The 25,970-nt window shown below is 61.8% G+C and carries 21 protein-coding genes and 4 pseudogenes; 22 read left to right on the top strand and 3 right to left on the bottom strand.

Annotated features, from left to right (window positions below; genetic code table 11):
- Positions 1-467: 467 nt before the first annotated feature.
- The 11 genes and pseudogenes from BM190_RS41735 to BM190_RS41055 all read left to right on the top strand — a co-directional run.
- Positions 468-674: pseudogene (locus BM190_RS41735) on the top strand (DUF6538 domain-containing protein); the annotation flags it as partial.
- A gap of 195 nt (positions 675-869) precedes the next feature.
- Positions 870-1,217 (top strand): DUF3147 family protein, encoded by a 348-nt coding sequence (locus tag BM190_RS09560; RefSeq protein WP_177237008.1) that lies wholly within the window; start codon positions 870-872, stop codon positions 1,215-1,217.
- Complete coding sequence (locus BM190_RS09555) at positions 1,214-1,690, top strand: DUF3147 family protein (protein WP_092253812.1); 477 nt, start codon at positions 1,214-1,216, stop codon at positions 1,688-1,690. The genes BM190_RS09560 and BM190_RS09555 overlap by 4 nt, the downstream gene beginning before the upstream one ends.
- Before the next feature lie 225 nt (positions 1,691-1,915).
- A pseudogene (locus BM190_RS09550) lies at positions 1,916-2,984 on the top strand (ROK family protein).
- A gap of 358 nt (positions 2,985-3,342) precedes the next feature.
- Positions 3,343-3,504 carry a DUF2934 domain-containing protein gene (locus tag BM190_RS09545; RefSeq protein ID WP_092254008.1) on the top strand — a complete coding sequence of 54 codons (162 nt, stop codon included), beginning with the start codon at positions 3,343-3,345 and terminating at the stop codon, positions 3,502-3,504.
- 23 nt (positions 3,505-3,527) lie between these two features.
- On the top strand, positions 3,528-4,082 hold the full coding sequence (locus BM190_RS09540) for a hypothetical protein (protein WP_092253811.1): 555 nt from the start codon (positions 3,528-3,530) through the stop codon (positions 4,080-4,082).
- 266 nt (positions 4,083-4,348) lie between these two features.
- Entirely contained in the window at positions 4,349-5,365 is a 1,017-nt protein-coding gene (locus BM190_RS09535; protein ID WP_502686986.1) for an SDR family oxidoreductase, read from the top strand.
- Between the two features lie 19 nt (positions 5,366-5,384).
- Positions 5,385-5,870, top strand: a pseudogene (locus BM190_RS09530) (DUF2269 family protein).
- A gap of 390 nt (positions 5,871-6,260) precedes the next feature.
- Positions 6,261-7,817 carry an alpha-amylase family glycosyl hydrolase gene (locus BM190_RS09525; RefSeq protein ID WP_244550627.1) on the top strand — a complete coding sequence of 519 codons (1,557 nt, stop codon included), beginning with the start codon at positions 6,261-6,263 and terminating at the stop codon, positions 7,815-7,817.
- 278 nt (positions 7,818-8,095) lie between these two features.
- Positions 8,096-9,634 (top strand): FAD-dependent oxidoreductase, encoded by a 1,539-nt coding sequence (locus BM190_RS09520; RefSeq protein WP_177237007.1) that lies wholly within the window; start codon positions 8,096-8,098, stop codon positions 9,632-9,634.
- Positions 9,635-9,953: 319 nt separating this feature from the next.
- Positions 9,954-10,199: a DUF892 family protein gene (locus BM190_RS41055; RefSeq protein ID WP_244550626.1), complete on the top strand. Its 246-nt coding sequence runs from the start codon at positions 9,954-9,956 to the stop codon at positions 10,197-10,199.
- 263 nt (positions 10,200-10,462) lie between these two features.
- On the opposite strand, the pseudogene BM190_RS09510 reads toward BM190_RS41055, so the two are convergent.
- Both BM190_RS09510 and BM190_RS09505 read right to left on the bottom strand, forming a co-directional pair.
- Positions 10,463-11,022: pseudogene (locus tag BM190_RS09510) on the bottom strand (DUF4142 domain-containing protein).
- A 204-nt stretch (positions 11,023-11,226) separates the two neighbouring features.
- Complete coding sequence (locus tag BM190_RS09505; RefSeq protein WP_143109029.1) at positions 11,227-11,841, bottom strand: hypothetical protein; 615 nt, start codon at positions 11,839-11,841, stop codon at positions 11,227-11,229.
- A 1,849-nt stretch (positions 11,842-13,690) separates the two neighbouring features.
- Between BM190_RS09505 and BM190_RS09500 the strand changes: the two genes are divergently transcribed.
- The 3 genes from BM190_RS09500 to BM190_RS09490 all read left to right on the top strand — a co-directional run bounded on the left by BM190_RS09500 (position 13,691) and on the right by BM190_RS09490 (position 14,522).
- On the top strand, positions 13,691-13,852 hold the full coding sequence (locus BM190_RS09500; protein WP_018318410.1) for a DUF2934 domain-containing protein: 162 nt from the start codon (positions 13,691-13,693) through the stop codon (positions 13,850-13,852).
- Positions 13,849-14,034 (top strand): hypothetical protein, encoded by a 186-nt coding sequence (locus BM190_RS09495; protein ID WP_020508686.1) that lies wholly within the window; start codon positions 13,849-13,851, stop codon positions 14,032-14,034. The genes BM190_RS09500 and BM190_RS09495 overlap by 4 nt, the downstream gene beginning before the upstream one ends.
- A 209-nt stretch (positions 14,035-14,243) precedes the next feature.
- Positions 14,244-14,522: a DUF2934 domain-containing protein gene (locus BM190_RS09490; protein WP_177236984.1), complete on the top strand. Its 279-nt coding sequence runs from the start codon at positions 14,244-14,246 to the stop codon at positions 14,520-14,522.
- A 1,422-nt stretch (positions 14,523-15,944) separates the two neighbouring features.
- Here the strand turns inward: BM190_RS09490 and BM190_RS09480 are convergent.
- Entirely contained in the window at positions 15,945-17,732 is a 1,788-nt protein-coding gene (locus tag BM190_RS09480; RefSeq protein ID WP_092254006.1) for a peptide ABC transporter substrate-binding protein, read from the bottom strand.
- 341 nt (positions 17,733-18,073) lie between these two features.
- Here BM190_RS09480 and BM190_RS09475 point away from each other — a divergent pair, with 341 nt between their 5' ends.
- The 8 genes from BM190_RS09475 (at position 18,074) to BM190_RS09440 (ending at position 25,966) form a co-directional block, all read left to right on the top strand.
- Positions 18,074-18,868: a MetQ/NlpA family ABC transporter substrate-binding protein gene (locus BM190_RS09475; RefSeq protein ID WP_018318413.1), complete on the top strand. Its 795-nt coding sequence runs from the start codon at positions 18,074-18,076 to the stop codon at positions 18,866-18,868.
- Positions 18,869-19,020: 152 nt separating this feature from the next.
- On the top strand, positions 19,021-20,055 hold the full coding sequence (locus BM190_RS09470; RefSeq protein WP_092253803.1) for a putative FMN-dependent luciferase-like monooxygenase: 1,035 nt from the start codon (positions 19,021-19,023) through the stop codon (positions 20,053-20,055).
- 35 nt (positions 20,056-20,090) lie between these two features.
- On the top strand, positions 20,091-20,693 hold the full coding sequence (locus tag BM190_RS09465) for a CMD domain protein (protein WP_018318415.1): 603 nt from the start codon (positions 20,091-20,093) through the stop codon (positions 20,691-20,693).
- A 15-nt stretch (positions 20,694-20,708) separates the two neighbouring features.
- Positions 20,709-21,287 carry an alkylhydroperoxidase domain protein gene (locus BM190_RS09460; RefSeq protein WP_092253801.1) on the top strand — a complete coding sequence of 193 codons (579 nt, stop codon included), beginning with the start codon at positions 20,709-20,711 and terminating at the stop codon, positions 21,285-21,287.
- 60 nt (positions 21,288-21,347) lie between these two features.
- Positions 21,348-22,502 carry an ABC transporter substrate-binding protein gene (locus tag BM190_RS09455; RefSeq protein ID WP_092254004.1) on the top strand — a complete coding sequence of 385 codons (1,155 nt, stop codon included), beginning with the start codon at positions 21,348-21,350 and terminating at the stop codon, positions 22,500-22,502.
- A gap of 55 nt (positions 22,503-22,557) precedes the next feature.
- Positions 22,558-24,381, top strand: coding sequence for an ABC transporter permease (locus tag BM190_RS09450; protein ID WP_092253800.1), 1,824 nt, complete (start codon positions 22,558-22,560; stop codon positions 24,379-24,381).
- Entirely contained in the window at positions 24,381-25,229 is an 849-nt protein-coding gene (locus tag BM190_RS09445; RefSeq protein WP_177236983.1) for an ABC transporter ATP-binding protein, read from the top strand. The genes BM190_RS09450 and BM190_RS09445 overlap by 1 nt, the downstream gene beginning before the upstream one ends.
- A complete protein-coding gene (locus BM190_RS09440) occupies positions 25,226-25,966 on the top strand; it encodes an ABC transporter ATP-binding protein (protein ID WP_092253797.1) in 741 nt (246 codons plus the stop codon). Before BM190_RS09445 ends, BM190_RS09440 begins: the two co-directional genes overlap by 4 nt.
- Positions 25,967-25,970: the final 4 nt, after the last annotated feature.

The raw sequence follows: 25,970 nt of genomic DNA, 5'->3' as shown, positions 1-25,970 counted from the left end.
TCCGCCCACGAAAGTGCAACCTGCCGCCAGAGCTCCTCTTGCGAAAATTCCGCCGAATCTACGATCGCGAGGAAACCATTGATCCCGCTGGTGGGCCCGGCAGGACTCGAACCTGCAACCAGACCGTTATGAGCGGCGGGACAACGATTGGCTTCGTTGATTTTGCTGACTTTTTGTTTGAATCTGATCTCGTTTGTTGCGCTCCGGCTGGATCGTTTCTGGTGCGAAACTGGTGCGGTAGCGCCTGCTCGCGCAAACGAGCCGGCCCTGACATCCGTAAGCTCTTCATCGCAGGACTCTCCTCGCGATGATCATCAAGCGGATCGAATTTACCCTCTCAAGGCTGAAACAGGGGTTCGATTCCCCTAGGGAGCGCCAGCGGCTTTAGAAGCGCTGAGATTTCAAAAACATCACGCAAATCATGGCTTTGACTGCGCTCAGGTGGTAGCACTGCGTGGTAGCTTTTGATGCGCGCGTTGATGGGACTGATCAAGGATAGACACGGGACGTACCACGCTCAGCGGAAGGTGCCTGAACGCCTCCAAGAAGCCGTCGCGCGCGTTCTCAAGTCTGAGAAACCCAAGCAGGTCTTCCTGAAGAAATCCCTTGGCACCAAGGTGCTACGGGAGGCGAATGTCGCTGCCACGCACGTCCTAGCGGACTTCAATCGGACGTTGGCGAGCGCCGAGGCCCTGCTCAAAGAACGCCCCGTCGTCGCAACACTAACCGATGCAATGATCAAGCGTATGGCCGAGTGGGTGCACGCCACATCAGCGGGCGCTGAAGGCCATTCCGAAGGTGTCGGTGCCGCGCAAGGATCCGGTCTTTGGGGCCGACGGGCCGCTCTCGAAAATCTGGAAGAGAGCGAAATGACCGAGTACGTCATACGCTTCCTTGTCGGGGGTGCCGTCGTATCGGCATTTGCCATGCTGGGAGATCTTCTGCGTCCAAAAAGCTTCGCCGGCCTGTTCGGAGCAGCGCCGTCGGTCGCACTCGCCACGCTTGGAATCGCGGTGTATCAGCACGGGGCCGGTTATGCCGCCTTGCAAGCCCAGGCGATGATTGCAGGAGCGATTGCGCTCGCCATCTACAGTGTCGTCGTCTGCCAGCTGCTTGTCCGCGCAAAGCTGCGAGCAGTGATGGCTACGTTGCTGTCACTGGTCGTTTGGCTGGTCGCCGCCTTCGGGCTGCTAATGTTTGCCGGAGGTCAGACGTGAGCCCGATCCGGTTTTCGCCGTCATCTCTCAAGGAAGGCCGCTGGTACGAATATCTGATCCGGTTCGCGCTCGGCGGCGCTGCGACCGTCCTTACTGGCCTCATCAGCAGTCGTTATGGAGCCGTCATCGGCGGCGTTTTTCTTGCCCTTCCAGCCATATTCAGCGCAAGCGCGACGCTGATTGAGAAGCACGAAATCCGCCGCAAGCGTGAAGCGGGTCTCACCGGCGAGCGCCGCGGGCAAATGGCGGCCGCCGTCGATGCCGCTGGCGCTGCGCTCGGCGCTCTTGGCATGCTGGGCTTTGCGGTCGGCTTTTCGATGCTGATTTTACGCAGCAACACGCCTGCCGCCTTCGTCGGCGCGTCCATCGCCTGGCTGACTATGGCGGTCCTGGCCTGGTCCGTGCGCCGGAAAATGCGATCGATGCGCACTGTTCGACAAACTAGCCGCTCCGCGAATTCGCGAGCCCGATAGGACCTTGTGGCGGCCTTTCATCCTCTCCGTAATGAGGAAGCGGATGATCCCCGTCGCTTGCTCTGGAGGTTAATTAGCGAGACCGGATCGCGCGACAGGGGGCGGGGAGCCGGGATCGCTGCAGATCATTCGCTAACCTGCCCGGAAAGGGAGACGCGAGGAACCGCGGTTAGCAGCGCGTGTTGAAAGCAAGACCGCCCAGTTGGTGCTTTGTGTAAGGTTAGAATGGCCGACGAAACGATCACGACCACCGGCATAGCCGCTCACGGCGCCTCTCGCCTCCCGTGGGTGGAGATCGATAGTTTCAACCTCGAACTGAAAGATGAAGAAGAATTCCTCGGGGATCGCGCAGCAAGGGCGCCTTCCGAGAAAACCTCGAAAAGTGGCGAAAGCCGCTGCGCAAATCTGGCGAAGACCCATTCGGTAAGGAGCTTTCCGAAGACATCAGCAAGAAGGAGCTCGACGCCGTCCTTGGCGGTGACGATGCTGAAGCCTCGGTCGTCGTCCACAGTGCCATCGAAGATTTCGCGCAGGAGCTCGCCCACGTAACGCGTCGGTTCTCAAAACCAAGGCTTGGGATAAAACCGAGCGCATCATCGTGGGCGGCGGCTTTCGGGACAGCCGACTGGGCGAACTCGCCATCGCGCGCGCCGAAATCCTCCTCAAGGCGGAAAACTTCAAGGTTGAGATGCTACCGATCCATTCTCACCCGGACGACGCCGGCCTTATCGGCGCGCTATATCTCGCTCCATCCTGGATCTTCGAAGCTCACGACTCCATCCTTGCCGTGGACATCGGAGGCACGAACATCCGTTGCGGCGTCGTGGAAACGCGTCGCAAAAAGGCGCCCGACCTCTCCAAGGCATGCGTGTGGAAGTTTGAGCTATGGCGTCATGCCGACGACGAGCCATCGCGTGAGAATGCCGTGAAGCGCATGGTCAAAATGCTCAAAGAACTGATCGCGAAGGCGGAAGATGAGGGGTTCAAGCTCGCACCATTCATCGGCATTGCATGCCCAGGCGTCATCGAGAGCGACGGCTCGATCGAGAAGGGCGCGCAGAACTTGCCCGGTAACTGGGAAAGCAGCAGATTCAATTTGCCCGCAAGTCTCGTCGAAGCGATCCCGCAGATCGGGAAGAACGACACCGCCGTCGTCATGCACAACGATGGGGTGGTGCAGGGATTATCCGAGGTCCCCTTCATGCAGGACGTGAAGCGTTGGGGCGTACTGACGATCGGCACCGGCCTCGGCAACGCCCGCTTTACCAACCGCAAGAGCAAAGGCGAACGCTGAGGTTATCGAGAGAAGGTGGCTCGATCGCGGTTCAAATGAGGGCCCTATCCTTGACGCGTGTGAATCGCGGTCTTGGACGAGACCAAGATCAGCATCTCAAGAAGCAGCCGAAATTTCCTTCCTGGTCGTGCTAGGCGGCGGTCAGCACCGCGATTTCGTTTGGCCCCAAGGCGACGTTTTGCCGCTTACAACGGCGAGGTTTCAACGGAGGAACCTCGCTGACTTCGCGGGTTTATCACCGGAGGAAGCGCAGCGAGTGGATAAATGGCTGTGGTAGCCGGCCCCGGCAAGCTGTTGAAGAGGCCGCGACTAGCCGGCATTCACCCAACGATCCCTTACAAAAATGATGGAGGCCGTGGTGACCCAACCGACTGAAAAGGAAATCGAGAAGCGCGCCTATGAAATATGGGAGCGGAGCGGCAAACCCGAAGGTAGGGAGGAGGAATTCTGGCAGTTGGCTGAGCAGGAGTTGCGAAACGAGGACAAGTCATCTCCCCTCCGAACTCCAGACAGCCTGTAAAACAGAGAAGAAGCGCTTATCGGATGTCTCGTTTCGCAGCAGCCGAAACCATATTGCTGTACTTCGTGATGCCCCTTTGGTTATTGGCCGGCTTTGCTGATTACCTTTGCCATCGCGCTTCTAGGATTGAGCTAACGAGCGGCTATAAGGAATCTCTGCTTCACCTGTTGATGTTGATCGAGCTGGCGATACCGCTGCTGGCGGCGATTTTTTTGGAGATCAATGCTCTTGTTATTGCGATTATGATTGCCGGTTTTGTTACGCATCAGCTGACGGCCCTCTGGGACACAACATTCGCCAGCCATAAGCGGCGCATCACGCCCATCGAACAGCAGGTCCATAGTTTTCTTGAACTGATGCCTCTCATGGCGATGGTTATCGTGATTATCTTGAACTGGCCGCAATTCCTCAGCCTCTGGGGGATGGGGTCTGAGCCCGCACGTTACGAACCCGTCCTGAAGACAGAGCCATTACCTTGGACCTACGTGGCGGCGTTCTTACTCGCAGCCCTGCTGTTTGAAGTCCTTCCCTACATGGAGGAATTGGTTCGAGGCTTACGGTCGCGGAAGAGGGCTTAACTCCGAACGTGGAGGACCAGGAATGAAGGTTGCCGTCATCGGAGGGACAGGACTGTTGGGATCCGCGATCGTGGCTGACCTAACCTCGCGCGGCCATTCAGTTGTTTCGATGAGCAGAAGCGCCGGAATCGGGTGTCCGGGCGCGATCTCGGTTGATCTCAACGAGGCGACGTCGCCCTCCTATTGGCTGCCGCATCTCGACGGCGTAGAGGCCGTCGTTGAATTGAGCCGGGGTGCTCCAGGATAGCCCAAAAGACTCCACGTCAATGGTCCATCACCAGGGCATTGCGACTCTTTTTGTCGCCTGTGAGCAACTCCAAATCCGCCGCGTCATCCATTTCTCAGCAATCGGGGTAGACCGGAAAACCCCCAGCGCGTTTTCAGAAACGAAATTATCTGGCGACAAGGCGCTGATGGGGGGGCGTGACCTCGACTGGATCATCTTGCGGCCGTCCGTCGTGGTCGGTCGGGCGGCCTACGGAGCCAGCGCGCTCATGCGAGGCTTGGCGGCCCTGCCGGCTTTGCCGGTGATGCCGAACACGGGACAGCTCCAGATCGTCCTGCTTGAAGACGTCGTGCGTACCGTGAGGCGGTTTCTAGAACCCGGCGCACCCGCACGGACAATTGTCGAACTGGTCGGCCCACATCGCCATTCTTTCCCCGAAGTCATTGCGCTGATCCGCCGTTGGTACCGTTGGCCTGCGGCGCACGAGATCCGCTTGCCGAACTTTGTCTCGAGCGTGATGTACAAGTTTGGTGACATGATATCGCTGTTGGGCTGGCGGCCTCCCGTACGGAGCACTGCCGAGCGGGAGATTAGGCGAGGCGCGGTCGGCGGGCTTGAAGACATGCAGCGGCTTGGGCTGCGTCCAAAAGGCCTTCCGGAGTTCTTCGCCTCCGAACCAGCTTCAGTGCAGGAACGTTGGTTTGCGCGGATGTATTTGCTCAAGCCAGCGATATTTTTTGTGTTGTCTCTATTCTGGATCTCGACCGCCTTTGTCTCGCTGGGACCGGGCTGGGGCTACGGTCTGGGTCTCATGGGCGAGGGCGGCGTCGAAGGATCGAGTGCTGCGCTCACGGTGATCGCCGGCGCATTATCCGACCTGGTGATTGGACTCGCGATTGCCTATCGACCAACCAGCCGGTACGGACTCTATGCGGCCATCGCTATCTCCTCCACTTACGCGGTCATCGGGACCATACTTGTGCCTCGCCTATGGGCCGATCCTCTAGGGCCGATGCTGAAATTTGGCCGATTATCGTCCTGCATTTCGCAGCGCTAGCTGTTGTTGAAGATCGATGATGCTATACTTCGTTCTTAAGTACTTACATATCGTCGGCGCCGCTGTCTTGCTTGGCACAGGATCCGGCATTGCGTTTTTCATGCTTGCAGCTCACCTCGGCGGAAAGCCCTCCGTCATCGCAGGCGTCGCCTGAATTGTTGTGATTGCGGATTTTATCTTCACAGCCACTGCCGTCGTTGCACAGCCCATCACGGGCTCGCTGCTTGTGCTGCACGTTGGTTACTCCTTCTGGGAAGGATGGATCGTTTGGTCGATCGTGGTATATGTCATCACGGGGGCATTGTGGCTGCCCGTTGTTTGGATGCAAATGCGCCTTAGGGACATTGCCTCAATCGCAGCGGCAAAAGGCTCGCCTTTGCCGCCTGAATATCACCGAATTTTTTGGCTGTGGTTCGCCTTCGGCATTCCAGCGTTCACTGCCGTGGCCGCTATATTCTGGCTGATGATAGCCAAACCCCAAATTGCATTTTTTGAAGTGTGGTAGCAATGCCGAGCAGACTAGGATACTCCGCTCGTTTGCGTAGGCGAGGCCATTCCCGGTTTGCAGGAGTTGCCGCGCGCAGCCGTTCGCGCTTGTGTTCGCTTCATGCAAAATGAATACACCCTTGCAGTCCTGACAAAGCCACCATGTGACCTGCAATGCGACAAAGCGCGGCGGTATTGGAGCAAACTGGCTCCCCGTATCCGCCGCCCCTCCCTATGCCTGAAAGTCCAGCTGCGCGGTACTCTTAGGAACTAACGTCTCTAGCCGGAGGTTGAGGAGCAGTTAGCTTGGGCGACGCTGCCGTCATCAAGGGAGTCCGCTTTCCGCGTGAGTAGGAATGCACAGCCGAGTAAATCCGCACCAGTTTCCAATGAAACGTGGTGGCGTAACGTGGTCGTGTACGAAATCGCCGCGCAGTCATTTCAGGACAGCAACGGCGATGGACAGGGGGATCTGGCCGGCCTTCTGCAGCGTATCGACTATCTCACTTGGCTTGGCGTCGGCGCCGTATGGCTGACCCCAATCTACAACAGCCCCAATCATGATTTCGGCTATGACATTGCCGATTTCTGCTCGGTTGACCCGCGTTTCGGCAGCCTGGAAGATTTCGACAAACTACTACTTGCCTTGCACGATTCAGGCATCCGGCTCATTCTCGATCTCGTCCCAAATCATACCTCCGATCAGCACGCCTGGTTTGGGGAAAGCCGCGCTTCGCGAAACAACCCGAAGGCCGATTGGTATCTGTCGGCGGAAGCCGGTGCCAACGGTGGACCGCCGAACAACTGGCTCAGCCGTTTCGGAGGCAGCGCTTGGGAGTGGTGTGAGGAGCGCCGGCAGTTCTACTACCATTCATTTCTGCCGAGCCAGCCAGACCTCAACTGGCGAAATCCCGAGGTCCGAGAGGCCATCGCGGCTACGATGCGGTTCTGGCTCGAGCGCGGCGTCGACGGCTTCCGGGTTGATGCCAGCGCCGTGTTGATCAAAGATGACCTGCTGCGCGACAATCCGCCTGACCCGGAGGCCAATGACGAGAAGCCACCCCCTCAGGCCAGGAGGCCTGTGTTTACGGACGACAGGCCGGAAGCCATGCGCTGCATCGAATACATCAGGGAAGTTCTGGACCAGCATGACGGAAAACTTCTCTGCGGTGAAGTGCAGGGCAAGACTGATCGGATCGGCCATTTTTACGGAAACAGCAAGCCGCGCCTGCACCTGCCGCTGAACTTCGCACTGCTGGACTCGGAATGGAATGCGATCTCGCTTCAGGCGACGATCGATGCCTATTTCAATGCGCTTCCGCAAGGTGCTTGGCCGGACTTCGTGATCGGCGGACATGACAAGCACCGGGTCGCCAGCAAGGTGGGTCAATCTCAGGCACGTGTTGTTGCGATGCTGCTGATGACGATCAGGGGCACACCGTTCCTGTTCGCCGGCGATGAGATCGGTTCGGAACAGGTCCCGATTCCACCGGACCGCGTCCAAGATCCATTTGAAAAACTCGTGAAGGGCTTTGATCTCGGTCGCGATCCCGAGCGGGCGCCCTTGCGTTGGGACGACACGGAGGGAGGCGGCTTTACCAGTGGCGAACCCTGGTTGCCGCTGAGCCGGGATCGCGCCCGCAATATCAAAGCGCACCAGGGCGATCGGAATTCGCTCTTGAACCTCTACCGTGAACTCATTGCATTGCGTCGGGAGGAGCCTTGCTTGTTGCGGGGAGAGTATCTGCCACGCCGAGCACAGAATGACATCTTCTCGTTCGGACGCAGGATGAACGATACGGAAATCCTCGTCGGCCTCAATATTTCCGGAGAACCACGGCTCTGGGAGTGGGATGGTTGCGGAATCCGATTGCTATCGACAGGGCCGGACTGCAAGCAGGAAAAGGTAGCGGGATCAATCCACCTGAAGCCGAACGAAGGAGTCATCGTCAAAGTAATTCGTTGAGCCGCCGCGGCCGGGTCGACGACCGGTCAGGTAATTCAAATCGCGCCAATGCATGGGCCGACCCGAGCATGCGCCTCAGAGCTGTCGCTTTTCTTGGCGTCCCAGCGAACCGTCGTGTGCGACCGTGACAAGAAACGAGCGGGCGAAGAGGTTCTGAGAACAATGATGTTGTCGGGAAGACGCTTACCGCTGCTCCGGCCGAAGTGGGCGGCCCCGCCGACCATCCCCAATGGAACCCTTTTTCCGCCCTCCCGTTGGCCCTCCTTGAGAGGTGCGTCATGAACGTGCGAGATGAATATACACGATCGCTCTGGATGGATGTTTCGGTGGTCGAAGCTCCCAGCCTGTCGGGATCCGAGCGGGCAGATGAAGTTGTGGTCGGTTCCGGCATTGCCGGGCTGTCGGTGGCCTATGAGCTTGTGAGCCGCGGGCGTTCCGTAATCGTGCTCGATCGCGGCAGCATCGGCAGCGGCATGACGGCGCGCACGACCGCGCATCTCGCCACGGCGCTGGACGACTATTACAAGGAGCTCGTTAGCGTCCGCGGCGAGGAATGTGCGCGGCTTTATTACCAGAGCGTCATGGCCGCAATCAGCCGCGCCGACGTAATCCAGGATCTCGAAAATATCGAGTGCGATTTTTGCAGGGTCGATGGCTTCTGGGTGCAGGCGCCGGAGACGCCGAGTTCCCTGCTGGACGACGAACTCGAGTTCTGCCAGCGGCTCGGTATTCCCGTCGAAAACCACGAGACGGCGACGCCCTTCCACTCCGATGGCATGGTGCGTTCGTTGCGCTTTCCCGGGCAGGCGCGCTTTCATCCGACGACCGGGCTCGCAAGCGCGCTGCAGCGTGCCGGCGCTAAACTTTACGCCGACAGCTGTGTCGAGAGCATCGAACAAAAGTTGGACGAAGTCGTCGTGAAAGTTTCGTCCGGGCACGAGGTGCGAGCTATCGACGTAGTGGTCGCGACCAACTCTCCGGTCAACCTTGAAGTCGCTGTTCACACCAAGCAGGCGCCCTATCGCACTTACGTCATCGCGGCGAACCTGCCGGGCGGCGTGCTGGCCGACGCGCTCTATTGGGACACGCTCGATCCCTATCACTATGTCCGCCTGCAGCCGCTCTCTACCGACGAGGTACTCGTTATCGTCGGCGGCGAAGACCACAAGTCCGGCGAGGCTGATGACGGAGAGCAGCGCTTCGCGGCGCTAGAGCACTGGGCGCGCGAGCGATTGCCCGACCTGGGCGCGATAACCCATCGCTGGTCGGGACAAGTCCTGGAGCCGATAGATTTCGTCGGCTTCATCGGCCGCTCGCCGGACGAGGAGCATGTTTTCATCGTCAGCGGCGATTCCGGACAAGGTATTACCAATGGCCTCGTTGCCGGCAGCCCGATCGCGGACCTGATCACTACGGGGTCCAGTGCGTGGGAGGAGATCTATTCGCCGGCACGGAAAGTCCACAAGAACATCGGTGAATACATCAGCGAGAACATCACACCGTTGAAGAATTTCGCGGAGTATTTTTCGGCGGACGAAATCGCTTCCGTCGAGCGGTTGCAGCCAGGCGAAGGCTGCCTGGTGCGTAGCGAATTGCAGAAGGTCGCCGCATGCCGGGATCAGAAAGGACAGCTGCATTTGCATTCCGCCAGCTGCACACATCTCGGTTGCGTCGTGCACTGGAATTCGCTGGAGCAATGCTGGGATTGCCCGTGTCACGGATCGCAGTTCGCGCCCGACGGCACTGCGCTCAATGGACCGGCAGTATCCCCGCTTGCAGAGCTCGAAAAGCCGGCGCACCACCAGGCCGCGGAATAGCTCCGGTTGGCCGCCGTATGCCTGCTCGCAAGGAACTCGAGTGATGGTAGCTCGTTGTCCCGGATCATTGTCAGGCGCTAAGGGCGGATGTACCCCTTAGGGAAAGGCCCTGGAAAGCGGGGCCTTTTTCATGTCGCTTCCTGGCGAATGAACTGATGACAGCCAAACTCATGAACATTTGAGGAGGGGCGCTGTTTGGCTTGTGTCAGAACAAGGAGGAAGCCACGCCGGGTCAGAACAAGACACTTGGAGCCCTCTTTCTGGAGATCCTTAAGGACATGTACTACGCCGACAGGAAGATACTCGTTGCGTTGCCAAAATGGCAAAAGCAGTGAATTCTGACCAGCTGCGTGCTGCTTTTGAAAAACATGCCGGGGAGACGGCGGCCAGCGTCTGCAGAGTGTTCAAATTGATGAAGCAGAGTCCCGAGGCAGAACCTGCCCTGCTATCCTGGGGCGGTCGAGGAGGGCGAAGAAGTGATAGAGAAGATTCTCCGGCGCTAGACGCGGGCCTTCTCTCGGGTGCTCAGGCCGTCGAGCACAAATATCGCGTTACGGCACGTTGATTACCTGGGTTGAACCTGAAGCAGGGTCCAACCGCTCGGGCAGACGCTTGAGGGAGAAAAGAAAACTGACGTCGCGCTGAACAAGCTGGCGGAGCCGCAATCAATCGTAAAGCGGTTAGCCGCAATCGGCCGACACGCTCGTTGGGCCATCCCAATTGGCGCTACATCACCGTGTAGGCGCTGGTCACAATGAAGCCAACGCCACCTGGGCGGCCAGCGGCAGCAAAAAGGGAAGGAGCCGCCTGGCAGCGGCTCCCTTTCAGCTATTTCTTGCCCTCGCCGACCGTAGGTGCGGGCTTCTTGTCAAGATTCTGCGCCATCTCAAGGTGATGCTTTAGCGCGGGCAGGGTTTGCCGGCCCAGTCCTTCAGATCCGCATTGTCGCCGGCCTTGGCATAACGTTCGAACAGGTCGACGGCATCCTTATGAGCGCTGACCTGCATCGGATTGAACTCGGAGCTGAAGTCGTTACCATTGGCACCCTTGAGTTTGTCCAGCTTGCTTTGATGCGATGAGTCGAGAGCGCTGGGCAATTCGGCTTTCACCTTGCCACTGGTGACTAGTCCCTTCAGTTCATTGCTGGTTTTAGTGTGGTCCGTTACCATCTGGGAAGCGAAGGTCTTCTCCGCTGCATTTTCCTTCTGTTGTGCGAGCTTGTTAGACTCGATTTCAAACATGTCCGATATCGCGACCTGCTTGACAAAATCCACCGTCGAGGGGCTGACCCCGAGCACGGAATTGACGCCGGTCTTCTCGCTGACTGATTGGGCCAGTGCCGGCGTCGCCAGCAAAATGCACGCGACTGCTATTATGGTGCGTCTCATGTGTATCTCCATCAGCTTGCGGTCGAGCAGTTGACGCCCATGCGGAGCGCCATGGTGTTGAGCTTGGTGTCGCCGCCTTTCCTCGACGAATTTGGCGGGTAAGGAATCGGACGATCTCGTCGTGGCTGAGCTCTCAGCCCAGACGATCAAGATATCGTAGCAGCGACCGGCCATGACAGGAGCCCGCCAGATAGCTAAGCGGTCTCAAGTCACCGGTCTTGCGGCATCTTCGACCGCTCGTGCGGTGGTTGCCATTCCGGCGGCATAGGCAGCGCCGGCGCCCAACAGAAGCGCGCAGAAACTGGCAAGCATGGCATAGGCGAGGTGCTTGCGGGCCTCCTCCATTTGAGCTTGCGTTACCGGCCTGCTCGTCGAGCCGACTGTTTCACGCGTCGGGCTGTTCGAATAATATGCGATGCGGGCATTCGCCGCATAGCTGGGGCCGGCGAGGTTGCCCGCGATGCTGGCAGCCGAACCAGGTATCATCGCTGCTGCCGCCACCACGATGACGGTGGCGACCGCCCAGGCACCCAACGCATGTCCGACACGGCCCAAACCGCTCTGATCGGGCGAATTGGCGGCTGCGATGGCGCCGCCGACGAAGGCGGCAATGATGCCCGAAACTGCCCACCAGACGAAGGCGGGCCAGCCAGCGCTAGCAGGCGCTGAGGCGGCCGTCGGAGTGTCGATGGCGAGCAGGCCAATGCCAAAGCCCAGCATGGTCAGCAGGATTTGGACGACCAATGAAGCAAATACGCCCGCCAAGACAGGTGACCAGGTCCAGGCGAAGAAAGCGTGCGGTACCGCGCGTGTGGCCATGTTTACCTCCTCAAATAGGGCTTTGGATTCAAGATCAAATTCGTACGTAAGTTCCAAGTCGTTGGAACCGCTGACCCGGTCGAGGCTTGATCGCTAGAAAGGAGGAGGATTGACCATGACATTCGGCAGAGGCGCCCTATTGTGGCTCTTGGGCATTCCACTACCCGTCATCCTGCTGCTTGCGCTGTTCTGGCGCTAGCGGCCGGCGCACTCGAAGACCCCCCTGGTCTGGCAGCGAGACCGGTCGCCCTGCCACGCGTTGGACTGGGGAGGCCCGCCCTCCTGAAGAGAGATTTGAGCGCTGAGCAGGAGAGCGAAGAAGAGCTGATGGCCTGCGTTGCTCGAAGAGAACTAATAGCTTGATGGCTTCCGCGGCGTTCACAGCGCCACTGCGCAAATCAGTGTTACCGTTCAACGATCTCGTGACGTTGGAGGACGTGGCGACGAGCCGTTCGCAAGAGGGGACAATGGCTTCGTCCAGGAAGGCGGAAGCGCGGTCGTCAACCTGGGACAGTGGGGCTGAGCGGGCGGTACCGGCGGCTTCAATTGAGCGGCGTGCGGAGTCTCTTGATGATCTCCCGTAGATCGTTCGCGTACTCCTCGATAACCCGCCGGGCCTCCTCCAAGCGCGGACCCGAACAGCCTCTCGCCTTTGGCCCGGATAGCCGCGAACTTTGGAGGGCCCGGCAAACGTGGCGGCGAAGCGCCGAGTTCGTCCCTTCGCCTAGGTGGTCATCTGCGGGCGGCGACCGGCCCCAGATCGCGTGATCTACGCATGTGACGGTTTGAGTCGCACGGAAGGGACCGTCTTCAGTGATCTTTTCGATCGCTTCTCCCCTTAGCAGTCCCGGATTTCGCATTTCGAGGCGGTGGGTGGGAAGGGTTTCGTGATCACGGGCGCCCCCGGTGGCATCGATGGCGCGGTCATTCTGAAAAACGCCGCTAAATCAGCGGATCCAAGTTCAAACCAGCGCGCACACTTGTGCCCCGTTCCCCCAGAGAACGCCGCAACGAAATCGCAACGAATTGGGTGAAACGACCGTGAACAAAACGGGATAGAAACGACTATCATCTCAATAAATATCAATAGCTTAGATGATACTCACTGCGTTCGGGACGCCGGGTTCGTAGGCCGATCCCGGATCGACCGATCGACCTGTTCAGGCCGCTGCCTCTAACAGCATTTGAGATGGATGCAGGTCCAGGATTTGAACCCACCTGCGGGATATTCTGGTCGCGAAGCGATTGCGCACAAACGGCGGCTTGTGACTGACTATCAAGTCGTTAAGTGCCGAGTTAGGCTGCTCTCCGGTAGGAAAACAGGGCCGCGGAAATAGTGGGTCTAGCGACGTAGCGGTCTCCCGCTACCAATATCCCCGAGCTTCGCATGTCCATCCTCCAAGAGGCGTTGCACGACCTGCTTCGTGTCCTCGCCTTTGCGGCCTGGGGATGTGCGGTCGTAATCTTGGCGATGGCGATACGCCTGGCCTTCGTGAGAGCCGGGACGTTGCCCGAGTGGCGCGGCCTGCTGACGCTCCGGCGTCCCGTTGGCGAGCGAGCTCTCGCGGGAATTCCACGCGGCCAATGGTCAGCTCATGCGCCTCATGCTCGCATTCGCTGCGGTGCTAGGCATCGGCGCCCTCCTGTTCTGGCTGGATACCCTGTTTCTTCCTGTCTCAAGTAATTGATGAGCGCGCTATCGCCCGGCGCGCGCAACTAGGAACTCCCGCGCACGATGGAAGCTTGAATCCGCGGGCCAGCCTCGCCGCCGATCGCTGGCCTGCACGGCCCGCCTCCAAGCCCCCCATACCCCCCAGGGTGGGCCGTGCTTCACCAGAGGAGACGAGAATTGTCCGATCCGACCGAGCAAGAGATCAGAGAACGCGCGCACCGCTTGTGGGAGCAGGCCGGCAAGCCCGAAGGCCGTGAAGAAGAATTTTGGAACGCGGCCGAGCAGGAGCTGCGCAACGAGGAAAAGTCGAACACGCTGCGAACGCCGGATACGCTGTGACCGACAAGACCTGCCCATTCTGCCAGGGTCTGGGATGGGTCTGCGAAAACCATCCGCTCCGGCCTTGGAGCGAGAAGCTCGGCGGCTGCCGCTGCGGTGAGGGCATGCCCTGCACCTGCAACACGACTGAGGATCCGGAAATCAGAGTGGTGATCGTCGAAGCCGACACGACGTGGCACTAGCGGCGGCCCGCTTCGGCTCGCAGTGGTGCCGGGTAGGATGGGTAGAGCGAAGCGAAACCCATCGTGCTTCTTCTTGCCCAGCCCCATGGGTTGCGCTCCGCTCTCCCATCCGCCGCGCCGTTGCCGAGGGAACAGACCATCCCGAAAGGAATTCAATCTCCGAACAGCACGGGCTCTGACAACATTCCTTTCCCACGGCAGTGTCGGCGGTGGACGAGCAGAAAAAGATAGAGCACCAGATCGAACTCGCCACGCGAGCGGCCGCGCTCGTCAGGGACGAAACCACCGGCCAGCGTTTCCGAAGTTTTGCCGAAGAACTGAAGCGAAAGCTCCGCCGCATGATGCGGCGCGGCCAGGTGCGCGCACGCGCCTACGAGCTCTGGGAGCAGGCGGGCCAGCCGAGCAATCGTGACCTGGAGTTCTGGCTCGAAGCGGAGCGGCAACTGGAGGATGAGCGCGAGGAGCGGAAGGGGGCGGGTGGTTCGTAGGCGATAGATGCCGGCGCGATCGAGCAGCATCGCATTCGGATCTTTGCAAGGCCGTCACGCCCGGGCTCGTCCCGCCTGCCGGGCCGAAGCCCCATCGGCGCGGCAAAGGCCCGGGCATCCACGTTCTCAGTGCTGCACGGCAACAAAGAAAAAAGCCGCCGGGCTCTTCACCCTGGCGGCCTCAAAAGTCCCTAGCTGTTGATCGCCTCCGCAGCCTCACGCGTACCGCCGTTACCTTGTTTGCGGCCATGCAGGGTGTTTGTAGGGGAGGGAGAATGATTCTGCTGTGACTTGAAGCACACAGTGGAAAAGAGGATGGGGACGGCTGGGATAATGTCGCGAGAGCGGGCAGGTAGAGAGTACTTGCGAAACCCGTCTTGCCCTAGCATTGGATACACCCAGATGGGTTTCGCTTCGCTAGACTGCGCCGCTGTATAGAGAATGCCTTCGCGCTGATTCCACCAATTGCCGAATAATACCTGAGAAGCGGGTTCTCACTGACGGTCAGATCAATGTGCAGACGTTTCTTCGCAAACGTCTAAGTGTCTGACGAAGCCTGAGTGGAGGCAGTGCGTAGGATGGCGTCGGGCAGAACCCCGCCCCTGTGTCGCCCTCCGTCAACCCCTCCTCGCAAAAATATTCCACTTTACCGAAATTCGGTTTCGGCGTATGTGTTGCCCATCCCGGCTCATCCAAGAGGGGCGACTATGTGTCGTCACTGTCGCGAGCCGGGCTTGCGGTGGACGCGGCAGCGTCGGCACGAAAGGCGCGGGCAGGGCGGGTAGTCCCTGTGAGCCCGTAACCGCGTGCGACGAGCGGCGCTGTTAGGTTCGTCTCGTCTGCAGGTCGACGGCAACGTGCACAACGTCGTCGAATCCTGCGGCGAACAAGCGGGCCGTGCGTACGGCAAAACCGTGTGGTCCTGGCCGTCGTTGCTACGGTCAAGCTGTCTGCGGAGATGCGCGCGAGCCCAACCGGGCAGACGGCATCGTCAATTCGCGGGGCGAGGGAGGCCAGAAGGAAAGGTCGGCTCCCGGGAGATCACGGCATAAGCCGTCCGACCATCGCGCAGGGAAGGCCGAGTGATCGGCGACACCTGTATGCTGCTGTGCGGTCTCCTTTGCGCATTATTCGCGCAGCAGACCGCGGGTGCCAGCTGGCACCCGGCCTTCCCTGCGCCCCCTTGGCTTTATGAGGGTGGAGCGACGAAGCAAAGCTCGGGTGGATTGAGCCGCGAGAACGCGAAGGCGTGTCTGTGAGCCGAGCTGCGTGTCACACGCTCGATATCGTAGGGTGGGCAAAGCGCAGCGTGCCCACGCCTTGTTGCTCATGGAGGGACATCGTGGGCACGGCGCTATGCGCCTTTGCCCACCCTACGGCACTGCACGTTGGGATGTGCATTGGACCTTCGCGCCGTGCGCCTCAAACCCGATACCACGCCGCCAGATTCCACGTGATGGTGTCCCAGCCGGAGATGTCGATCATGAGGTTGTTGGCGCCGGCGTTGACGATGGGGCGTGAGAGCAGCGGCAGGAACACGTGCGCTTCGCAGAATATCTCATCGACCTTCATCAGCAGCGCGGCGCGCTTGACCGGGTCGAGCTCGTTCTGCGCGGCCTTGTAGGCCTTGTCGGCTTCGGGATCGGAATAGCGCGAGTTGTTGCGGCCGAGCCATTTGTTGTCCTTGGTGGCGATCTCCCAGGACACGCACTGGTTCAAGAGGCGCTCCGGATCGGGCTGCGGCTGCGTGGTGTTGTACATCTCCATGTCGGCATAGAATTTCGAGTAGGTGTCGGGATTGCCGACGTCGGAGGAGAAGAACACCGATGCGGTGACCGACTTGAGCTCGATGTCGATGCCGGCCTTCTGGCAGGCCTGCTTGATGATGGCCTGCGTCTTCTGGCGCGGCGCGTTGATCGAGGTCTGGAACACGTATTTGAGCTTCTTGCCGTCCTTCTCGCGGATGCCGTCCGCGCCCTTCTTCCAGCCGGCCTCGTCGAGGATCTTGTTCGCCTTGTCGATGTCGAACTCGTATTTCAGCTTGGGCGACTTGAACTGCTTGGGCGCGTTGACGAAGCTCGCGGTGGCGATGCCGCCGCGGCCGTAGATGAATTTCTGGATCGAGTCGCGGTCGATCAGGAGGTTGATCGCCCGGCGCACCGCGGGATCGGACAGCGTCGGGTGCTTGGACTTGACGCTGGAGCGCTCGCCGTCGATCTCGGTCCACGGGTCCGTCGTGTTGAGGATGATGAACTCGACATTGCCGGACGGCGTGATGTCGAGCTTGCCTTTGCCGCCCGCCTCCATGCGCTTGAGCACCTCCTCCTCCACCTGCATGTTCCAGGCAAAGTCGTACTCGCCGGTCTGCAGCACGGTGCGCGCCGCGGACACCGCATCGCCGCCACCCTTGATCTCGAGCGTGTCGAAATGCGGCTGGTTCTTGATGTGATAGTCGGGATTGCGTTCGGCGCGAATCAGATCGCCCGGCTTGAACTCGACGAATTTGTACGGGCCGGTGCCGACCGGCTTCAGATTGGCCGGTGCCTCGCGCGACTTGGCGCCGGCATAGTCGCCGAAATGATGCTTTGGCAGGATCGGGCCGACCGAGCCGACGAACGGATCGGCCCAGAACGGCGTCGGCGCCTTGAAGATCACCTTGACGGTGTGGTCGTCGATCTTCTCGACCTTGATGTCCTTGTAGGATCCCGTGGTGTAGGCCGCCGTTGCGAGATCGGCGGCGTATTGCCAGGTGAAGATGACGTCGTCGGCGGTGAAGGGCTGGCCGTCATGCCATTTGACGCCCTGCTTCAGCTTCCAGACCACGCTCATGCCGTCGGCCGCAAGGCTGCCGTTCTGCTTGGTCGGGACCTCGGCGGCGAGGCACGGGATCAGGTTGCCCTCCTTGTCCCAGCCGGCGAGCGGCTCGAAGAACACGCGCGAGGCCATCTGGTCCTTGGTGCCGATTGCGAAATGCGGATTGAGCAGCGTCGGCGCCTGCCAGAACAGCAGCTTGAGCGAGCCGCCGCCGCCGGCCTTGGTCGGCTTGTACGGCAAGGTGGCATCCGCCATCGCCACGTCGTGCCAGAGCAGGATCTGGCTCGCGATCGGCGCTGCGATTCCGACCGCGGCCACCTTCTGGATGAACGAGCGCCGCGACAGCGTGCCTTGCTTCACCTCCGCGACCAGACCCCGGATTTCGTTCTCGTTCATCAGATGACCCTCCACCTCGAAGAAAAATCGTCGCCGGCGGCCATCATGTTGCATCATGCACGGGGCGGCAATGCCGGCGAGGCTGCCGGGCCATGCGACGAAATGACGATGGGGAACGCCCTTGCGGGCCACGGCCCGGACCGCCACCCGGGAGCGGCGAGGGTGGTCATGGCGAAACGCCGGGGCTGCTTGCGCGCCTCACGCTTGCGCAGGCGCGTTCGTTCCCCACATCGGATCCAACGGAGAAGCGTTGTCCGCACCGGGCGGCAAATATGGTTTTCCATTTCATTGATTTCATTCGACGGAGAAGCGAATACGGTTCCAATCATTCTCGCCGTGCCATGGAGACCAAGATGTCGTTTCGCCTTCCCCTGATCCTCGCAACCGCGCTCGCCGCCTGGTCGGCAGCAGCCACCGCCGAGACCATCAAGATCGGCGTGACACCGGGCCCGCATGCGCAAATCCTCGAGGCGGTGAAGCCGATCGCCGCCAAGCAGGGCCTCGACATCCAGCTGCTCGAATTCTCCGACTATGTCGTGCCGAATGCCGCGCTCGATGCCGGCGAGATCCAGGCCAATTCGTTCCAGAACCAGCCCTATCTGGACAACCAGAAAGCCGACCGCGGCTACAAGATCGAGGCCGTGGGCCTGACCGTGAATTTCCCGATCGGCGTCTATTCGAAGAAGCACAAGGCCATCGCCGACATCCCCGAGGGCGGCAAGGTCTCCATCCCGAACGATCCGACCAATGGCGGCCGCGTGCTGCTGTTGCTGCGTGACAAGGGCCTGATCAAGCTGAAGGACGGCACCGGCTTCAAGCCGACCGTGCTCGACATCACCGAGAACCCGAAGAAGCTGAAATTCATCGAGGTCGACGCGGCGCAGGCGCCGCGCGCGCTCGATGACGTCGACGCCGCCGCGATCAACACCAATTATGCAACCCAGGCGGGCCTCGATCCGGTCAAGGATCCGATCCTGCGCGAGGACCCGAAGGGCCCCTATGTCAACCTGATCGCCGTGCGCACGGCCGACAAGGACAAGCCCTGGGTCAAGATCCTCGTCGACAGCTATCACACGCCGGAGGTCAAGGAGTTCGTCCTGACGAAGTTCAAGGGCGCGGTGCTGCCGAGCTGGTAGGCAATCTGCCCAGCCAAAGTTCAGTAAAGCCTTGCGCAGGGGCGATCCCGGCGGACCATTGTGGGTATGAGCCCTGCGCAATGCCTGCTTGTCGGAAGCCGCAGTAACCGACATCATCGGCAGCCTGGCCATCCTCGCCCGACAGGGGTCGCATGAAACGCTTTGCAAATCTGAAACGCCTGGGGTTTTTTACGCGGCTTCTGGACGAGGCCCCGCCCGCCGAGCGCTATCGCTTCGCGGCCGAGCAGATCGTGCGCGCGGAAAAGGCGGGCCTCGATTCCGCGTGGATCGCCCAGCATCACTTCCACGAGCGTGAAGGCGGCCTGCCGTCGCCCTTTACGTTTCTCGGCTACGTCGCAGCCCAGACCTCGCGCATCCGCCTCGGTACCGGCATCGTGACGCTGCCGCTGGAGAATGCGGTACGGGTGGCGGAGGACGCAGCCGTGCTCGATCTGATCTGCAACGGCCGCTTCGAGCTCGGCGTCGGCACCGGCGGCAATCCGTCGGCCTTTGCCGCCTTCGGCCTCGACAGCGCCCAGCGCAACGAGATTTTCGCGCGCAATCTGGAGGTCGTCCGCACCGCCCTGGTCGGCAAGCCGCTCGATGGCGGTGACACGATCTATCCGCAACGGCCGCAGCTGGACAAGCGGATCTGGCAGGCCACGTTCTCGGTGGCCGGTGGCGCGCGCGCCGGCAAGGCGGGCGATGGCCTGTTGCTCTCGCGCACCCAGCCGCGACCGAAGGAGGCGCCGCAGGCGACGCTCGCCGAGATCCAGAATCCGGTCATCGATGCCTATCTGGAAGCGCTGCCCAAGGGGGCAGAACCCCGCATCATGGCCTCGCGCAGCGTGTTCGTCGCTGACGATCATCGCGAGGCGTTGCGGCTTGCCGACATCGGTCTGCGCCGCGCGCTGCCGCAGTTCATGAAGGGCGGTCACGCCAAGCCGGGCGAGACGCTGGAGGAGATGATCACGGCGTTCGACACCCATGTCGGCGGCGCCGACGAGGTCATCGCCTCGCTGCGCACCGATGCCACGCTGGAGCGGGTGACGGATCTCGTGTTCCAGGTGCATTCGGTCGATGCCCCGCACCCCCATGTCCTGCGCTCGATCGATCTGGTCGCGGAGAAGGTCGCGCCCGCGCTGGGCTGGACTCGGACGGCGCCCGACGTGGCGCTGGCGGGCTGATTGGACATGAAGAGCATCGCGTTGCACGAGGCTGAATGATGAGTACGCAGGATATCATCGACACACTCGCCGGGATCGAGCCGGGCTCAGCCTTGGACGCCATTCGCGCACGGCGCCTGCAGGCGCGCGAGAACGCGCAGAAGAGCTATCTCTCGCTGTTCGAGCCGATCGACGCCGGCGATGTCTCGCTGGCCGAACGCGCGGCGGTCGCCGCCTTCGTGACCGGGCTCCATGGCGAGTCCCCCGTTGCCACCTTCTATCGCGACAAGCTTGCCGCAAACGCGAACGGTGCGCCCCTGCTGGAGGCGATCGACGCCGAGATCGCGCGGGGCAGGACCTCGGGTCCCTATGGCTCGTATCCCGCCGGCCCACTGTCGATCGAGAACACCGCCGGCCTGATCTATCGCGTCAGTGCCGCAAGCAAGCCGGCGCTTGGTGCGAAGCTCGCAGCAGCGCTCGAGCATGCACACCTCCTGGTGTTCCGGCCGCGCGATGCGGCGGCTAGCGACATGAAAGCGCTGCTTGACGCCGGCTGGTCGACCACCGGGATCGTCACCTTCTCCCAGCTCGTCGCGTTCCTGTCGTTCCAGGTGCGTGTCGTCAGCGGCTTGCGCACGCTCGCCGCCGTGAACGCATAAGAGGAGGCCGCAATCATGAGCGCCACCGTCAATCCGCCCGTCGTCTTCAGCCAGGACGAGCTCGGTTGGGTCTCCTGGATCGATCCGCTGCCCGAGGCCGAGCTGACCGAACGACACTTTAATGGCCTCGTCGATCGCTCCCGCGCCAAGTCGGAATATTTCCGTCTGCTGGTGCGCGATCCCGAAGTCCTGGAAGCCCGCACCAAGACCGACAAGGACATCTTCTACAACGTCGCCGACGGCCTGCCGCGCGCCGAGCGCGAGCTCGCGGCGGCGGCGACCTCACGCTACAACGGCTGCATCTACTGCGCCTCGGTGCATGCGCGTTTCGCCAGCACCTATTCCAAGCGCCGCGACGACGTGCAGCGCCTGCTCGACGAGGGCGTCAAGGCCGATCTCGGCGAGCGCTGGAATGCCGTGGTCAAGGCGTCGGTCGCATTGGCCGCAACCCCGATCGCGTTCGGGCCCGACAATATCGCGGAGCTGCGCCGCGCCGGTCTCGACGATGCCGAGATCGTCGACGTCATCAACGGCGCCTCGTTCTTCAACTGGGCGAACCGGCTGATGCTGTCGCTCGGCGAGCCCTCGAAGTAGGCAATCTCACCGGCACAAGAATTGCCGCTTGTTTCAACACCTAAGTGGATGGAGCCGTGCATGAGCAACATCGATCGTCGTAGCCTGGTCAAGGGCTCGCTCGCCGTCATGATGGCGGGAGCAGCGTCACGCGCCGCCTTCGCGCAATCGTCCGAACCGATCCTGCTCGGCGTCAGCGGTCCGCTGACGGGACCGAACGCGCAATATGGCACGCAGTGGAAGCAGGGCTTTGATCTCGCGCTCGACGAGATCATGGCGGCCGGCGGCATCAACGGGCGCAAGCTCGCCTACCAGTTCGAGGACAGCCAGAGCGATCCGCGCCAGTCGGTCGCGATCGCCCAGAAGTTCGTCTCCGATCCCCGCATCGTCATGGAGCTCGGCGACTTCTCCAGCCCGGCCTCGATGGCGGCCTCGCCGATCTATCAGCGCGGCGGCCTCGTGCAATTCGGCTTCACCAACTCGCACCCCGATTTCACCAAGGGCGGCGACTTCATGTGGAGCACGTCGGTCAGCCAGGCCGACGAGCAGCCGCTGCTGGCGGCCTATGCCGTGAAGCGTCTCGGTCTCAAGAAGCTCGCGGTGCTGCACCTCAACACCGATTGGGGCCGCACCAGCCGCGACTATTTCGTCAAGGCGGCGAAGGGGTACGGCGCCGAAATCGCGGTCACCGAGGGCTACATCGCGGAGGAGCGCGACTTCCGTTCCACGCTGGTGCGCGTGCGCGACGCCAGTCCGGACGGGCTGATCCTGATCTCCTATTATTCCGACGGCGCGCTGATCGCCCGGCAGGCGCGGCAGGTCGGCCTGAAACAGGTGATCTGCGCCGCGAGCTCGGTCTACTCGCCGAAATTTCTGGAGCTCGGCGGCGAGGCGGTCGAGGACGTCCATCTCGGCACGCGCTATTTCCCCGAGGATCCCAGGCCCGAGGTGAAGAAATTCATCGCCGGCTTCAAGGCGAAATACGGCGGGCAGGAGCCGGACGCCTTCAACGCTTATTCCTATGATGCGATGAACATGGCGGCCGCCGTGGTCAAGATCGGCGGCACCGACCGCCGTGCGGTCCGCGATGCCTTCGCGAAAGTGAAGGACGTCTCCAGCGTCATCTTCGGCTCGGCGACGTTCGACGTCGAGAGCCGCCGCGTCAAGGGCGCCATGAATGCCGAGCTGGTCGTGCGCAAGGGCCAGTTCGCGCTCTGGGACGGCAAGCCGACCTGATCTGTAGGCTGGAGCAACCGCTTCGGCCGACTTCATTCTACGCGGGGATCACCGTTTGTCTTCCTGGCTCGACTATACGATCAACGGGCTGATCGTCGGCAATGTCTACGCCCTCGTTGCGGTCGGGCTCGCGCTGATCTTCGGCGTCAGCCGGCTGATCAACTTCGCGCAAGGCTCGATCTATCTGGTCGGTGCCTATATCGGCTGGGTCGCGGTGGTGCAGCTGCATACGCCGCTGCCGCTCACCATCATCGTGGTCGCGGTGGCTGCCGCGCTCGTCGGATTGATCATCGAGCGGTTCGGCTTGCGTCCGCTGCAGAACTCGGTGCGCATCGCGCCGCTGCTCGCCACGATCGGCATCAGCTTCGTGCTCGATCAGCTTGTCATGCTGACCTTCTCGCCCAATCCGCGCGCGCTGCCGAGCCAGTTGCCTGATGTCCGCTTCCAGGTCGGCGGCGGCACGATCGGCCCGCTCGATCTGCTCATCGCTGGCGTCGGCCTCACCAGTGCGCTGTTGCTGTTCGTGTTCCTGCGTTACAGCAAGCTCGGATGGGCGGTGCGCGCGGCGTCGCAGGACCGCGACGCGGCGATGCAAATGGGCGTTGACGTCAACCGCGTCAATCAGGCGGTGTTCGGCATTGCCGCCGCGCTCGGCGGCGTCTCCGGCATGCTGGTCGGCATGTACTACAACCAGATCGACACCGCGATGAGCCTGCAGGCGACGCTCAAGGGCGTCGTCGCTGAAGTCGTCGGCGGCGCCGGTAATGTGCCCGGCGCGGTGATCGGCAGCCTGCTGCTTGGTCTTGTCGAGAGCTACGGCGTTGCGGTATTCGGCACCAGCTACCGCAATCTGTTCGCGTTCCTGCTGCTCGTCGTCGTGCTCGTGCTGCGGCCGAACGGCCTGTTCGCGAGCGCGCGGCAGGCCCCGCCCGAGCCGCTCACCGGCACCTTCATCGCGCCGAGCCGCCCGGTGCGCATCCCGCGCTGGGCGCTGCTGGCTGCGGCCGCGATCTTCGCGGTTCTGCCGTTTTTCCCGGTGTCGTTCTACGTGCTCCAGACCCTGATCAATGCCTGGCTGCTCGGCATGCTCGCACTCAGCCTGACACTGGTTGCGGGCACGATCGGCCAGGTCTCGCTCGGTCACGCCGCGCTGCTCGCGATCGGCGCCTACACCTCCGCGCTGCTGTCAATGACCCTCTCCGTACCGGTGGGCCTTTCGATCATCGGCGGCGGCTTGATGTGCGCCGCGCTCGGCACCGCGCTGATCTCGCCGTCGTTTCGCCTGCGCGGGCATTACGTGTCGATCGCGACACTCGCCATCGGCGAGATCGTGTCCCTGGTGATCCTGAACTGGGAAAGCGTCACACGCGGCCCGATCGGCATCTCCGGCATCCCGCCGCTGTCGCTGTTCGGCTACGATCTGATCAGCCCGACCTCGATCTACTGGTTCAGCTTCGCGGTGATGGTCGTGCTGGCGCTGCTGCAGGGGCGGCTGCTGACATCGCACCTCGGCCGCAGCTTTCGCGCCATCCGCGACGACGACATCGCCGCGCGCGCCTATGGCCTCAGCCTGAACCGCTACAAGTCGCTGGCCTTCATCTTCGGCGGGTTCGCCGCCGGCGTCAGCGGCGGCATCGCCGCGCATCTGTATTCCTACATCAACCATGAGACCTTCAACACGCAGCAATCCATCCTGGCGCTGACAGTGGTCATCCTCGGTGGCCTCGGCAATGTCGTCGGCGCGATTCTCGGATCGGTGGCGCTGGTCGGCCTGCCCGAGGTCTTTCGGATCGCGGCGGAGTATCGCATCCTGATCTACGGCATCGTGCTGTTGCTGCTGGTGCGGTTCAGGCCGCAGGGCCTGCTGGGGACGATGTGATGGCGGAGCAGCACACGACCATGCTGTCCTTGCGTGGGCTGACGCGGCGCTTCGGTGGCCTCACCGCGGTCGACGCCATCGACCTCGATCTCGCCAGGGGAGAGCTCATCAGCATCATCGGCCCGAACGGCGCCGGCAAGACGACGCTGTTCAACCTCGTGACCGGTCTTGATCGCCCCGACGCCGGCGTCGTCCATTTCGAAGGTCAGGACATCACCGGCCTGTCGCCGGAGCGGCTCGCCGCCGAAGGCATCGCGCGCACGTTCCAGCTCGGCCGCGTCTTCGGCAATCTCAGCGTGATGGACAACGTGCTGATCGGCGCCCACACGCGGCTGCGTGCGGTGAAGCCGGCGGTGCCGGTGATCGGCCCGCTGCTGGAATTGGGGTTGGCGCTGCTGCGTCCCACCAGCGTCAGGGCTGAGGAAGAGCGGCTGCGCGAGGAGGTGAAAGCCATTCTCGCCCGCTTCGGCGAACGGCTGCTGCCGCGGATCGACCAGCCGGCCTACAGTCTGTCTTACGCCAACCGCCGCCGTGTCGAGATCGCACGCGCGCTGGCGCTGAAGCCGCGCCTGTTGCTGCTCGACGAGCCCACGGCCGGCATGAACCCGACCGAGACCGCGGAGATGCAGTCGCTGGTCGCCGAGCTCAAGGCGGAGGGGCTGACCATCCTCCTGATCGAGCACAAGCTGGAGATGGTGATGCGCCTGTCCGATCGCGTCATCGTCATGGACGAGGGCAAGAAGATCGCGGAAGGGCCGGGCGAAGCGGTGCGGAGCGATCCCAAGGTGATCGAGGCCTATCTTGGCCACGGGCTATCAGGGACGTCGGAGCAGGAGAGCGCAGCATGACGACGAGCGCCCCCGAACCTCTGCTGGCATTGTCGAACGTCAATACGTTCTACGGGCAGGCCCAAGTGCATTTCGACCTGTCGATCACGGTCGCGCGCGGCCACATCGTCTGCCTGCTCGGAGGCAATGCCAGCGGCAAGTCGACGACGATGAAGATCATCCTTGGCTTGGTCAAACCGCGTTCCGGCGATGTCACGTTCGACGGCGCATCGTTGATCGGGCTGACCACGCCGCAGATCGTCCGCCGCGGCATCGCCTCGGTGCCGGAGGCGCGGCGGCTGTTCGCGGACATGAGCGTGCGCGAAAATATCCTGATGGGCGCCTTCGTGCGCAACGACCGCGAGGCGATCGCGCAGGATCTCGACAGGATGCTCACCCTATTCCCGAAGCTCGGCCAGCGGCTGTCGCAGCGCGCGGGCTCATTGTCAGGCGGCGAGCAGCAGATGGTCGCGATGGCGCGGGCGCTGATGAGCCGTCCCAGGATGATCGTGATGGATGAACCGACCATGGGTCTGTCGCCGCTCTATGTCGACCGCGTGCTGGAGCTGATCCGGACCATCAACCAGGAGGGAGTCTCTGTGTTCATGGTCGAGCAGAACGCCAGCCTCGCGCTGGAGATCGCGCATGAAGCCTATGTGCTCCAGACCGGCAAGATCGTGCTGTCAGGCCCGGCGCGGGCGCTGAAGGACGACCCTCGAATCCGCGATGCCTATCTCGGCGGCTCCGAGGCGGCGTAGCGCT

It is taken from the genome of Bradyrhizobium sp. Rc3b (genome assembly GCF_900114915.1).
GTDB lineage: Bacteria > Pseudomonadota > Alphaproteobacteria > Rhizobiales > Xanthobacteraceae > Bradyrhizobium.
This window is presented reverse-complemented; position numbering and strand designations above follow the sequence as displayed.